The sequence below is a fragment of the Acinetobacter sp. P8-3-8 genome (assembly GCF_000214135.1).
In the GTDB taxonomy this organism is placed as follows: Bacteria; Pseudomonadota; Gammaproteobacteria; order Pseudomonadales; family Moraxellaceae; genus Acinetobacter.
This window is the reverse complement of record NZ_AFIE01000002.1, coordinates 81,647-95,227: the sequence shown is the minus strand read 5'-3', so window position 1 is coordinate 95,227 and position 13,581 is coordinate 81,647. Positions and strand designations below refer to the sequence as shown.

Here is a 13,581-nt window from a genome sequence, read left to right as displayed (position 1 = left end):
ATAAGCTCATCTAATAACTGGTCAATAAATATTGTAAATGTGCTTCTACATTAGCCCATTCACCTTTTACGATGCTATACATCACCGTATCACGGATCGTGCCATCTTTACGGCGTGCATTACCACGAATGATACCGTCTTTTTTAGCACCTAATCGTTCAATCGCTTTTTGGCTTTTAAAGTTAAATTGGTCAGTGCGTAGAGCAACTGTATTTGCCCCAAGTTGTTCAAATGCAAATTTAAATAACAGCAACTTACACGTTGTGTTTACATGCGTACGTTGAACCGATTTTGCGTACCATGTATAACCAATTTCAAAACGTTTCACATCAAATAAAAGATCATGATAACTGGTTGATCCTAATGTTTTTCCCGTACTTTCCTCTATCACGACAAAAGGATAACGACTACCCTCTGCTTTTTGCTTTAAAGCATTTTCAATATAATTTTTGACTTCTAAATAATGCGGTGCAGAAGTGACTCTTAAACGCCATAACTCACCATCTTTACAGGCTTCCGCAAGCCCTTGTTCATGCTCGTATGACAATGGGACAAGTCGTATATTGTTTTGTGCTAATTCAACATTTTCTAAAAATAAGTTTTCTATCATGATTTTCCTCATTATTCTTTATTATTAAATTGCTAAAGCCAAGCACATGACACCTGCAAGACCTAGAACCAGACCAAGTACCGTCATATTATTCAGTTTTTCTTTAAAAATAAATAACCCTGCAATAACGCCAAATAGTACAACAAGAATGTTCATCCCTGCAAAGACAATCGCAGGAGAATCTTTCAATAGAATATGTGCTTTTACATATAAGGCAATATTCGCAAAATTTAACAGCCCTAAAAGTAAGCCTGCAATGATATTTTTAATGCTCCATTGTGCTTTTTGAATAAGAAGATAAACAATAGACAAAATAAAAGCACAAATAAACATCAAAGTTAATATTACAGGGAATTGCAGCCCCAAACTTGTTGTGTATTTTAATAAAATATCGACAATGGCATAGCCAACCCACACGCTAAGCAAAAAAAACATACCATTGCGATTTAACGTGGTCTTTGACGCACCTGATTGTGAAAAAATAAGACATAACACAGCGATAATACCCAGTACTACCCCGATTATTTTCAATTGACTAAACTGTTCTTGAAATAAGAAATAAGCAGTTAGAAGCGACAATACAACAGATAACCGTTGTGCAATTTCAGTTTTTAAAATACCTGCGGTCTGTAATGATTTGGCTAAACACAAAAAGATACTGGGTAACACCATACCCAATACAACGATCAACCACCACGGTGTCGCTGAAACCGAAATATGAGTTAAATCAGGCTTAAACCATAGATAACTCAAAATACTGGCGATGGCATAATTCCAAGCAATCATTTGTAATGCATCAAAACCTTTATTTTTTGCAAATTTTAAAAGGATTGATACCAACACACTGCACAATGCTGCTGAGAATATAAGTTCCATGACGATCTTCTTTTATCTATTCATTATCCAAGAAAAAGCCCACAAAAAGTGGGCTTCAACTGTATAAACAATCCTTAACGATTATTTATAACGATCAACCATTTTCTCTAAAGAAATTGGGCGGATCTTGTCAGCATTACCCGCTGTACCAAACGACACATAACGATCTACGCAAATTTGTTTCATTGCATCAACAGTTTTTGCAAAGAATTTACGAGGGTCAAATTCGCTTGGTTGTTCAGCCATCATACGGCGCATTGCACCAGTAGATGCTAAACGTAAATCTGTATCGATGTTGATTTTACGAACACCATGCTTGATTGCTTCAACCAACTGCTCAACAGGAACACCATAAGTTTCTTTGATGTCGCCACCGTATTGATTGATTACAGCTAACCATTCTTGTGGAACAGAGCTTGAACCATGCATAACAAGATGGGTATTTGGAAGTGCCGCATGAATTTCTTTAATGCGGTCAATTGCCAAAATATCACCTGTAGGTGGACGAGTAAATTTGTACGCACCGTGTGAGGTACCTACAGCAATTGCTAAAGCATCTACATTGGTATCTGCTACGAATTGACGTGCTTCTTCAACAGAAGTAAGAAGTTGAGAATGGTCAAGTACGCCTTCTGCGCCAACACCATCTTCTTCACCTGCCAAACCAGTTTCAAGGCTACCTAAGCAACCAATTTCACCTTCGACAGAAACACCACATGCATGCGCCATTTCAACAGTACGGCGAGTTACATCAACGTTATATTCATAAGTGGTTGGTGTTTTACCATCTGCACCCAATGAACCGTCCATCATCACAGATGAGAAGCCCAATTGGATTGAACGCTGACATACATCAGGGTCTGTACCGTGGTCTTGATGCATTACCACTGGAATATGTGGCCATTCTTCAATTGCAGCCAAAATAAGATGACGTAAGAATGGAGCACCTGCATATTTACGCGCACCAGCAGAAGCTTGTACGATTACAGGTGAATTCGTTTCGTCTGCGGCTAACATGATTGCGCGCATTTGTTCTAAGTTGTTTACGTTAAACGCTGGAACGCCGTAGTTATGTTCACCGGCATGATCCAAGAGCTGGCGCAATGAAATAAGTGCCATAATATCCTCCCAGGTAATGCCCGATATTCTACATGGGGAATTATTTCAATTCAGCAACAATATTCACTATTTCATAAAAAATCCCTGCTTTAGCAGGGATTTTTAACAAATAACAACAAAGCAAAATTAATTATTGTGCTTTTGGTGCTTCTTCTGCTGTTGCAGGAGTTGCAACATCGGCAGGTGCATTGGCTTTTTCAGCAGGAACATCTGTATTCTTTTCATCCAAAACAGGCTTATCAATCGCATCGATTGCTGCTTGTTGTTCTGGACTGACTGTTTCTGATTCAATAGCAACACTTGAAGCCGAAGTTTGCTCAGAAGCAGGTGCTTTGTCTTGTTTACTACAAGCCGTTAAAGCCAAAGGAGCAAGAATAAGTGCAATCAGTGCAAATTTAAATTTCATCACATTTTTCCACAGCTGGTGATTTAATGCTCACGATTTTATTGCAGATATATTTCATTTTGATGACTTAATGATGAATGACAGAATAAAAAAGGCTGACACATGGTCAGCCTATTCACAAAACCGTTATTTATCTAAATGCTCACAATGAATATTTAAATAAACACAACTCTATTATGCACGCTCTAACAATACTGCAACTGCTGGAAGTGTTTTACCTTCTACAAATTCAAGGAATGCACCCCCGCCTGTTGAGATATAACCAATTTTGTCAGCAACTTCATATTTATCAATAGCAGCCAGAGTATCACCACCACCTGCAATAGAGAATCCAGCAGATTCAGCAATCGCTAAAGATAAAGTTTTTGTGCCTTCGCCGAATTGATCAACTTCAAATACGCCAACTGGGCCATTCCAAAGAATCGTTTTAGATGTTTTTAGAATCTCAGCAAATGCTTTTGCAGTTTCTGGACCTACATCTAAAATCATATCGTTATCAGTTACATCTTCAACTTTCTTCACTGTTGCTTTCGCTTTTGCTAAAGAACCTAAGAAGTCAGAAAAATCAATTTCAGCAGCATCAGCAACAACAACATCTGTTGGAAGTGGTACAGATACTTTTGCAGCAATGGCTTTTGCTGTGTCAATTAAATCATTTTCACACAATGATTTACCGACATTGAAACCAGCAGCAGCCAAGAACGTATTGGCAATGCCACCACCAACAATTAATTGATCACAAATATCAGAAAGTGAAGTCAATACATCGAGTTTTGTAGAAACTTTAGAACCTGCAACAATGGCAACCATTGGTTTTTCAGGTGTTTGTAATGCACGACCAAGTGCATCTAACTCAGCAGCCAATAAAGGCCCTGCTGCTGCAACTTTCGCTAAACGAGCTACGCCTTCAGTTGAAGCTTCTGCACGGTGCGCTGTACCGAATGCATCCATGACAAATACATCGCAAAGTGCTGCATATTTTGCTGCAAGTTCAGGGTTATTTTTCTTTTCGCCAACGTTGAAACGACAGTTTTCAAGTAGAACAACTTGACCTGCTGCAACTTCAACACCGTCTAAATAGTCAGTGAATAATTTTACTTCTTGTCCTAAAGCTTCCGTCAAATACGCTGCTACTGGCGCAAGTGACTGTTCTGGTTGTGGCTCACCTTCAACAGGACGACCTAAGTGAGAATAAACCATGACTGCTGCACCTTTTTCCAATGCAAGCTTAATCGTAGGTAACGCAGCACGTAAACGTGCATCGCTAGTAATCACACCATTTTTAACAGGAACGTTTAAATCTTCACGAATAAGAACACGCTTGCCCGTTAAATCAAGGTCAGTCATACGCTGAAAATTCATGTATAGCTCTCTTTATAGATATTAAAAATCGCGTAGATTCTAAATGATTACGCAAAAAAAGGTTAGATACTTTTGTAGAAAAGCTGTAGAAATATTCAGATTTGATTATCATAGCGTTAACTTCGAAAATTTGTACGCTTATGTCTTTTCATCCAGATCCTAAAATTAATGGTTTAAATGTATTAGGCGAGCCTTTGGCAAGCTGTTGTTATTCACCTATTACAGGTTATTTCCGTAATGGTTTCTGTCATACAGCACCGTCTGATATTGGTCAGCATACTGTCTGTGCTGAAATGACTTCTGAATTTCTCAATTATTCTCAAAAAGTGGGTAATGATTTAATCACCCCTTTGCCTGAGCATGGCTTCCCTGGTTTAGAACCTGGTGATTTTTGGTGTTTATGTGTGACTCGTTGGGTTGAAGCATATCAAAATGATATGGCGCCACGAGTAAAATTACAGGCATGCCACCAAGCAGTTTTGTCATATGTTCCACTTGATGTTCTTATGGAATATGCGGTTTAACTTTCCATGAATAGCATTGAAATGAATGTTGCTAAATTAAGTCATCCTGAAATCATCTTGGCATCGTCTAGCCAAACCCGTAAAGATTTAATGAATCGGTTACGTTTGGATTATCGTTGTATTTCCCCTGATATAGATGAATCTACTCAGGGTGAAACACATGCGGATGACTTAGCAAAGCGATTGGCTTTTGAAAAGGCCCAAGTCATTGCTCAGGATCATCCCAATGCCATTGTGATTGGTTCAGATCAAGTGGCTTGGCGTGAACATGCTCCACAAGAATTTATAGGTAAGCCTTTATCTGTAGAAAATGCAATTCAGCAATTACGAGCCAATTCAGGCAAAAATGTCTTTTTTAGTACAGCTTTGAGTGTGCAACATTTGGCTTCAGGTTTTGAGCACACTTTAGTTGAACATTATCATGTTAAATTTCGAGATTTAACACTTGATGAAATCAAACGTTATATTGAAATTGATCAGCCTTTACATTGTGCAGGTAGTTTTAAGTGCGAAAGCTTAGGCATCAGCTTATTTGAACAAATGATTGGTCAGGATCAAACCACTTTAATGGGTATGCCAATGATTCTGTTATGTGGAATTTTAAGAAAGTTGGGGATGAATTTACCTTAATTAACCACATCTTTTTGTAGATTTTAGACGATACAACTGTTTATTTAATGGATATCTCATGCTGTATAGTCTGTTATTTAATATTGTGATCATTACACATCATGGTTTGAATGGTTTTCTCGTATCAATTTATTAAAATACATTTTGATTAAAACAGCTTGATAAGCCTTTAAAATGAATAATTCAAAGAAAATATAAACAGTAAATATTTCCAACCTACCAAAATATTGTATTTTATGAGGATCGATCAATAGATATATAGCGACGCTTATAGCAAGAATCAAATTTACATATACAAACTTCTTATATGGACGATATTCCTGCATTAAGTATTTCGCTTGTTTATACAATGAATACTGCTGATGCATAGGCACTTTACCTAAAGCATCACGACGATAGATCCAAGGAATTTTATATGCTTGTTGGGCTTCTTTAAGCTGATTTTTTTCAATTTCTTGCTGAAGTATACTGTCTGATATTTTTTCTGCTTGTTCTTTAGTCAACATCATAATTCTTCTTTGAATAATATATTAGAGTATGATTCTTATTCTCAAGGAGAAGAATCATTTTAGTCAGTGCGTTGGCTTTATTTTAATCTATTTTTTAGATTTTCGAATAGCGATTTTGAATTTACTTGCACCATTTAGCTCCTCATAAGACAATATATCCAATATTGATTCAAATTTGCTTAGGCTATTTTCATGTCGCAACCTTTAGATGTTTTAGGCGGAATCACCGCAGAACAATTCCTTTCAGAATATTGGCAGAAAAAACCATTATTGGTTCGTAACGCCTTGCCTGAGATTGCCAATATTTTAGAGCCAAGTGATGTTATGGAGTTGGCGCTGGATGAAAATGTCACAGCACGTTTAATCAAACAAAAAGACAAAGATCCGAATCAATGGTCTGTCAAAAACTCACCCTTGATTAAAGGTGATTTTCAGAAAATGCCAAAGCTGTGGACATTACTGGTTCAGGCTGTAGATCACTACTCTTTTGATTTAGCTGAACTTTGGAAAAAATTTCCATTTATTCCGCAATGGCGCCGTGACGATATTATGGTGTCTTATGCACCTCAAGGCGGTTCTGTTGGGAAACACTTTGATTTTTATGATGTATTTTTAGTACAAGGTTATGGACACCGTCGTTGGCAGCTCGGTCAAATGTGTGATGCAGATACCGACTTTATTGCAGGACAACCACTTAAATTACTTGCTGATATTGATGTACATTTTGACGAAGTTTTAGCCCCTGGTGATTTACTTTATGTACCACCTGGCTTATCACATTATGGTGTTGCAGAAGATGAATGTCTGACTTTCTCTTTTGGTTTCCGTATGCCAAACGTGACTGATATGATGGATCGAGTTTGTGATAAGTTTTCTGAAAATCAAGAGTTAAAGAATCCTTTAATCGATATTATTCGTGATCAAGTTTCACGTGCTGGTGAAATCACTGAAAATGAATTGGCTTATTTAAAGGCTGAAATCTTAACGCAATTGCAAAATTCAATTGTTCTAGATGATGCAATTATGAGTTTAATGTCAGAATCTAAATACCCTGAAAATATTCCAGAAGCAGAAGAAGTTGGCACAGGCGATTTGGAAGAAGCTTTAGATCAAGGCTATTTAATTCAATTAGAACCTGCTTCACGTTTACTTTATTCAGATCAAGATGATCAAATTCTGTTTTGGGCAAACGGCGAAGGCATTTGTATTTCTGAAGCGTTTACGCCATTTTTACAACAAGTTGCAGATGGTCAAAGCATTGTATTCAATGCAGATTTAGCAGATGAGGAAATCTTAGAAGATCTTGCGATGCTTTTAAATGAGTCTGTGCTTATGCTTGTTCCGACTGGTGAATAAGGTATAGTCAAATGAGTCTAAGCACGTGATTGAGTTTAGACTCAACTTTAAAATAAACCTTTGAGGAATAGCGAATGAATGATTTGCGTTGTTATCGACAACTCCCTATTTGGTCATCTGATACGATCCCCGAAGGTTTTAAACGTCCGCACAACACCAAACAAGGTACTTGGGCAAAATTGCATATTATGCAAGGCACAATCCATTTTGCGATGCTGAATGAAAATGGTGAAACTTTATCTGAACATGAGTTTAATGTAGATCATCAACCACCCTATATTCAGCCACAAGCTTGGCATAAAATTGTATCGGCATCCGAAGATATTCAGTGCCAACTGAATTTTTATTGTGAAGCGCGTGATTATTTTGAGAAAAAATATCAGTTAACAGCAACGCATTCTGAAATTTTAGCTGCAACACCCGATATTCCAGTAGGCAAAGCGCTTGATATTGGCTGTGGTTCTGGGCGTAATAGTTTATATCTTAATCAACTCGGTTTTCAAATAGATGCTTTTGATGTCAATCAAATGAGTATTCTAAAATTAAATGAAATCATTCAAACCGAAAATTTGCAGAATATTCACACAAGCATTCGAGATTTAAATGTCGATCAAAATATACGATCAAGTTATGATTTTATATTTTCAACTGTTGTGATGATGTTTTTGCAACCTGAAACGATTCCACCATTGATTCGAAATATGCAAAATGCGACTCATTTCGGTGGATTTAATTTGATTGTTTGTGCTATGAATACAAGCGATTATCCTGCATTGCCTGATTTTCCATTTAGTTTCAAAGTCAATGAATTACATAATTATTATCAAGACTGGAAAATTTTAAAATATAACGAAAATATAGGTGAATTACATCGTTTAGATGAAAATGGGCAACGTATTAAACAACGTTTCGCGACTTTATTTGCACAGAAAATTAAAGTTTAAAAATATATTTCTTAAAGTTTCACATGTTAATTTTTCACTCATTTTTTATTTTAAAATAGAATCTTTCTTATTGCTAACAATTCATTACTTGAGAAAACTGTATAAAATTGGCAATTTAGCCTTATGTTATTTTAGCTGGGTAAATAATTCAGATGGCAAGTCCTGCTCAAGCAATTCGAAGTAAATTTTTTAATACTTTTTTTTCACGATATTCAATTTGGTTCATTTGTTTATTTATTTCGATTTATTTGACATGGATTATTTTCTTTCATGATTCACATTTTATTTATTATTTCTTCTCGGACACATTTCTCAACGTCCTTTGGGTCATTACTATCGCACTAAGTATTGTTGGCATTTATGACATCATACAAAGCAAACATGCAATCCTAAGAAACTACCCTATTATGGGGCATTTCCGCTTTTTCTTCGAAAGTTTCCGCCCTGAGATTCGTCAATATTTTATTGAATCTGATGAAGATGCCCTACCTTTTTCACGCTCACAACGTAGTTTAGTTTATCAACGTGCGAAAGATGAAAATGCGGACAAACCCTTTGGTTCAATCATTGATGTTTATCAAGAAGATTATCGTTTTTTAACCCATTCTTTAGCGCCATGTAAACCAGCAGATCACACCACGTTTAGAATTAATATTGGGAGTGATCAATGTTCGCAACCTTATAGCGCATCGATCATGAATATCTCAGCAATGAGTTTTGGTAGTTTAAGTGCTAACGCCATTCGTGCATTAAACAAAGGTGCACACATGGGTAATTTTTATCACGATACTGGTGAAGGTAGCCTTAGCCCTTACCACCTTGAAAATGGTGGTGATGTTGTATGGGAATTGGGTAGCGGTTATTTTGGATGCCGTACTTTGGATGGAAAATTTGACCCTGAAAAGTTCCAAAAACAAGCAGTACTTGATTCAATCAAAATGATTGAAATCAAACTTTCCCAAGGTGCTAAACCTGGACACGGCGGTATTTTACCTAAACACAAAATCAGTGAAGAAATTGCGCAAATTCGTGGCGTACCTCGTGATCGTGATTGTGTTTCACCTGCGGCACATTCTGCATTTAGTACACCGATTGAAATGATGTATTTTATTCAACAACTACGTGAATTATCCAATGGTAAACCTGTTGGTTTTAAGCTATGTATCGGGCAACCTTGGCAGTTTATGGGTATTGTCAAAGCCATGCTTGAAACTAAAATCGTACCTGATTTCATTGTTGTTGATGGTTCTGAAGGTGGAACGGGGGCAGCACCAATCGAGTTGATCGACCACATGGGTACACCACTACGTGAAGGCTTATTATTCGTGCATAATACCCTTGTAGGTGCAGGTTTACGTGATCAAATCAAAGTCGGGGCAAGTGGTAAAATCATCAGTGCCTTTGATATTGCCAGTACCATGGCAATTGGTGCGGACTGGGTCAATTGTGCGCGTGGTTTTATGTTTGCAGTTGGCTGTATTCAAGCGCAAAGTTGTCATACCAACCAATGTCCTGTCGGTGTGGCAACGCAAGATAAAGAGCGCCAAAAAGCATTGGATGTTCCAACCAAAGCTGAACGTGTGTTTAATTTCCAAAAGAATACATTGAAAGCCTTGGCTGAAATGATTGCTGCTGCTGGCTTACAGCATCCTAATGAAATTAAAGCGCACCATTTAGCTCAGCGTGTCAACGACCGTGAAATCAAGAACTATGCTCAACTGCATTTCTGGCTTAAAAATGGTGAACTATTAAGATGTGAAAATAAAGATGAAGAGAATTTCTACTTTAGAATGTGGAACTTAGCATCAGCGGATAAATTTTAAAGTTTAATCGAAATTACGCAAACACTTTTTCACACTTCAAATAAAACAGGAGATCACATGGTCTCCTGTTTTATTTTCACTTTTATTTTTAATGTGATTCATTCTGTCATTTTCAAATGGCAATTAAATAAAAGAAAATTCAACAAAATTAAAAAATGGTTAATTCGAGTGCTTTTAATGTAGTGAATACGTTACCTAAAAGATTATTCTTATTTAAAATTAATAAAATAGCCACTAATTTAAATTAGAGGTTTTACTTTTGGAAAAATTTGAATTTATCCAAAATCTTAAAGATTGGTCAGATCAGTATCCTTGGTTAGAGATGCTGACTTCTTTAGGCTTACTGATTGTCTTTGCTTTCATTGCTAATTTTATAGCTAAACAAGTGGTGGTACGTGGAATTCGCAAACTTATTTCCAGACTAAAGTTTGCCAATAATGAAATTTTTGCTCAGCACAGTGTGATTCGCCGTATTGCCAATATCGTTCCTGCTATTGTGATTATGAACGGGATTACGACTGTACCGTACTTATCTGAAAAAGTAGTTTCGATTACGCAGATGCTTGCGCAAGCCTTCATTTTTTTAACATTAGCATTGGCGATCAGCGAATTTTTAAGTGTTTTCAATCTGATTTATCAACGTAATCCTAAATCAAGAAATAAGCCAATTAAAGGCTATTTGCAGTTGGTTAAACTACTCATTTTCATTGTATGTGGCTTGATGATTCTAGGTACTTTCTTGAAAAAGGATGTGTTTACTCTTTTAGCTGGCTTTGGTGCAATGGCTGCTGTTTTGATGTTGGTTTTTCAAAACACCATTTTATCATTGGTCGCTTCAGTGCAAATTTCATCTTATGACATGATTCGTATTGGGGATTGGATTGAAATGCCGTCTTTAAGTGCTGATGGTACTGTCATTGATATGTCATTACATACCGTCACCATTGAGAACTTTGATAAGACCTTTACCACCATTCCAACCAATAAGTTAGTCACCGATACCTTTAAAAACTGGCGTGGTATGTCACAAGCTGGTGTACGCCGAATTAAGCGTTCAATCTATATCGATCAAAGCAGTATTCATTTTCTGTCATTACAAGCGCAAAGTAAGTTAAAAGAGTTTAATTTACTTACCGATTATCTTGATCATAAACAGGATGAATTAAGAAGTTTTAACCAACAATTACAACATGAGTCGGTATATAATCAACGTAGATTAACCAATATTGGAACTTTCCGCGCGTATGTAGAAGCTTACATCAAACAACATCCGGGAATTTCAAAAAACAACACCATTCTGATTCGTCAGTTACAAACCACGAGTGAAGGTTTACCTTTAGAAATCTATGCGTTTTGTAACACTACGGTCTGGAATGACTATGAAGCCATTCAATCAGATATTTTTGATCATTTAATGGCAATTATTCCATTATTTGGGTTAAGACTATACCAAGCACCTTCAGGCGCTGATGTTCAAGCCATGTTATCTTCTAAAATACATGAAAATGATATGGTGATCTAAGCGTTAAAACGTTAAGAGGATTTTATGTTACTGCAATGGTTCGAAAAATTAGTAGATCCCTATCCATCTAAAGGTTTAAACGAACCATTGCCGACCAAATTTTTCCCTTTTGTTTGGCAAGCTGCAACTGGTGTAAAACGGTATTTGATTATTCTTATACTTTTTACCGCAGCAACAGCAACGTTTGAAGCATTATTCTTTTCTCAAATTGGTCATTTGGTGGATTGGCTAACGCAATCCAAACCAAACACTTTTTTAGAACAGCATAAGAATAACTTGATTATTCTTTCCAGTATTCTGCTTGCCAATATTTTCTTTGCAAGTATGCAATCGGTTGTCAGACATCAAATTTTGTACAGTAGTTTTCCAATGCGTCTGCGTTGGCGTTTTCATAACCTACTGCTTGGACAAGGCCTAGATTTCTTTCATAATGATTTTGCAGGTCGTTTATCTGCCAAAGTCATGCAGACGTCATTGGCTGTGCGTGAATTTTGGGTCATTCTAGGTGATATGGTGACTTATGTTGTCATCTATTTCATCACCATTAGCGTGGTACTTGGTTCAATCTCCCCAATTTTACTGCTTCCTTTATTTCTGTGGTTAATTCTATTTGTTAGCGCTGCACTTTATTTCATTCCTAAATTAGGCAGAATTTCAAAAGAACAAGCCGATGCACGTTCTATTATGACTGGCCGTGTTACTGATGCTTATACCAATATTCAAACGGTAAAACTTTTCGCACATGCTGGTCGTGAAAGCCAATATGCGAAAGAATCCATGAAGGAATTCATGATTACGGTCTTTAAGCAAATGCGCTTAGGCACGTCATATGAGTTCTGTATTAATTTACTGACAGCGGTTCTTTTCTTTGGCGTATTGGGTACAGCAGTTTGGTTATGGTTACAAGGTCAGGCTGCAATTGGTGTGATTGCAGCAACAACTGCGATGATCTTGAAACTGAATAGCATGGCTGAGTTCATGATGTGGCAAACTTCCGCTTTGTTTGAAAATGTCGGAACGATTCAAGACGGTATGCAAACACTAGGACGTCCGATTAAAATTGAAGACAAAGCAGATGCAAAACCACTGGATATTTCAGAAGGCAATATTCAATTTAAAGATGTCAGCTTTGCTTATAACGATAAGAATGTGATCGATCACTTTAATTTAAACATTAAACCTGGTGAAAAAATTGGGATTGTTGGACGTTCAGGTGCAGGTAAATCAACACTGATTCAACTGCTCTTACATTTTTATGATGTGAATCACGGTAAAATCATCATTGATGGTCAAAATATTGAAGACGTTACCCAAGACAGTTTGCGTCGAAATATTGCATTAGTGACGCAAGATACCTCTTTACTGCACCGTACAGTGGCTGAGAATATTAAATATGGTCGCCCAGATGCGAGCGATGAAGAAATGTTTGAAGCGGTACGTAAAGCAAAAGCGGATGAGTTTATCCCTCAACTTTCAGATTTACGTGGGCGTACTGGATTTGATGCCTATGTCGGCGAACGAGGTGTTAAATTATCAGGCGGTCAAAGACAGCGTATTGCCATTGCCCGTGTATTCTTAAAAGATGCGCCAATTCTTATTTTAGATGAAGCGACCAGTGCCTTGGACTCAGAAGTTGAAGCTGCGATTCAATCCAGTTTAGATGAATTGATGCAAGGCAAGACTGTGATTGCCATTGCCCATCGTTTATCCACCATTGCTCAAATGGATCGTTTAATTGTTTTAGATCAAGGGCATATTGCTGAACAAGGTACGCATGAGGAATTGATTGCTCAAAATGGTATTTATGCGCAATTATGGCAAAGACAAACAGGTGGTTTTTTGATTGAACAAACTCAAAAAGCAAAACCTGATACAGAAATGGCTTAATGTTGTCGCTATT

The 13,581-nt window shown here is 37.0% G+C and carries 13 protein-coding genes; 7 read left to right on the top strand and 6 right to left on the bottom strand.

Features of this window, described 5'->3' with window-relative positions:
- Window positions 1-10: 10 nt before the first annotated feature.
- The 5 genes from GGG_RS0101580 to GGG_RS0101560 all read right to left on the bottom strand — a co-directional run bounded on the left by GGG_RS0101580 (window position 11) and on the right by GGG_RS0101560 (window position 4,373).
- Window positions 11-610 carry a GNAT family N-acetyltransferase gene (locus GGG_RS0101580; RefSeq protein ID WP_010111514.1) on the bottom strand — a complete coding sequence of 200 codons (600 nt, stop codon included), beginning with the start codon at window positions 608-610 and terminating at the stop codon, window positions 11-13.
- 24 nt (window positions 611-634) lie between these two features.
- The gene (locus GGG_RS0101575; RefSeq protein WP_010111513.1) at window positions 635-1,486 is read right to left on the bottom strand and encodes a DMT family transporter; all 852 of its coding nucleotides are present in this window, start codon (window positions 1,484-1,486) and stop codon (window positions 635-637) included.
- A gap of 81 nt (window positions 1,487-1,567) precedes the next feature.
- Window positions 1,568-2,605, bottom strand: a complete 1,038-nt coding sequence (gene fba, locus GGG_RS0101570; protein ID WP_010111512.1) for a class II fructose-bisphosphate aldolase — start codon at window positions 2,603-2,605, stop codon at window positions 1,568-1,570.
- 130 nt (window positions 2,606-2,735) lie between these two features.
- Window positions 2,736-3,011, bottom strand: coding sequence for a hypothetical protein (locus GGG_RS0101565; RefSeq protein WP_010111510.1), 276 nt, complete (start codon window positions 3,009-3,011; stop codon window positions 2,736-2,738).
- Between the two features lie 174 nt (window positions 3,012-3,185).
- Window positions 3,186-4,373 carry a phosphoglycerate kinase gene (locus GGG_RS0101560; RefSeq protein ID WP_010111508.1) on the bottom strand — a complete coding sequence of 396 codons (1,188 nt, stop codon included), beginning with the start codon at window positions 4,371-4,373 and terminating at the stop codon, window positions 3,186-3,188.
- Between the two features lie 140 nt (window positions 4,374-4,513).
- Here GGG_RS0101560 and GGG_RS0101555 point away from each other — a divergent pair, with 140 nt between their 5' ends.
- Both GGG_RS0101555 and GGG_RS0101550 read left to right on the top strand, forming a co-directional pair.
- A complete protein-coding gene (locus tag GGG_RS0101555; protein WP_010111506.1) occupies window positions 4,514-4,897 on the top strand; it encodes a DUF2237 family protein in 384 nt (127 codons plus the stop codon).
- Window positions 4,898-4,918: 21 nt separating this feature from the next.
- On the top strand, window positions 4,919-5,527 hold the full coding sequence (locus tag GGG_RS0101550; RefSeq protein WP_029574392.1) for a nucleoside triphosphate pyrophosphatase: 609 nt from the start codon (window positions 4,919-4,921) through the stop codon (window positions 5,525-5,527).
- A gap of 92 nt (window positions 5,528-5,619) precedes the next feature.
- On the opposite strand, the gene GGG_RS0101545 is transcribed toward GGG_RS0101550, so the two are convergent.
- On the bottom strand, window positions 5,620-6,033 hold the full coding sequence (locus tag GGG_RS0101545; protein WP_010111502.1) for a hypothetical protein: 414 nt from the start codon (window positions 6,031-6,033) through the stop codon (window positions 5,620-5,622).
- 195 nt (window positions 6,034-6,228) lie between these two features.
- On the opposite strand from GGG_RS0101545, the gene GGG_RS0101540 reads away from it, so the two are divergent.
- The 5 genes from GGG_RS0101540 (at window position 6,229) to GGG_RS0101520 (ending at window position 13,568) form a co-directional block, all read left to right on the top strand.
- The gene (locus GGG_RS0101540) at window positions 6,229-7,392 is read left to right on the top strand and encodes a cupin domain-containing protein (protein ID WP_010111500.1); all 1,164 of its coding nucleotides are present in this window, start codon (window positions 6,229-6,231) and stop codon (window positions 7,390-7,392) included.
- A 74-nt stretch (window positions 7,393-7,466) separates the two neighbouring features.
- Window positions 7,467-8,336, top strand: a complete 870-nt coding sequence (gene tehB, locus GGG_RS0101535) for an SAM-dependent methyltransferase TehB (RefSeq protein ID WP_010111498.1) — start codon at window positions 7,467-7,469, stop codon at window positions 8,334-8,336.
- Window positions 8,337-8,488: 152 nt separating this feature from the next.
- A complete protein-coding gene (locus GGG_RS0101530; protein WP_010111496.1) occupies window positions 8,489-10,159 on the top strand; it encodes an FMN-binding glutamate synthase family protein in 1,671 nt (556 codons plus the stop codon).
- 259 nt (window positions 10,160-10,418) lie between these two features.
- On the top strand, window positions 10,419-11,681 hold the full coding sequence (locus GGG_RS0101525) for a mechanosensitive ion channel family protein (protein ID WP_010111494.1): 1,263 nt from the start codon (window positions 10,419-10,421) through the stop codon (window positions 11,679-11,681).
- Window positions 11,682-11,705: 24 nt separating this feature from the next.
- Window positions 11,706-13,568 (top strand): ABC transporter ATP-binding protein, encoded by a 1,863-nt coding sequence (locus GGG_RS0101520; protein WP_010111492.1) that lies wholly within the window; start codon window positions 11,706-11,708, stop codon window positions 13,566-13,568.
- Window positions 13,569-13,581 lie beyond the last annotated feature (13 nt).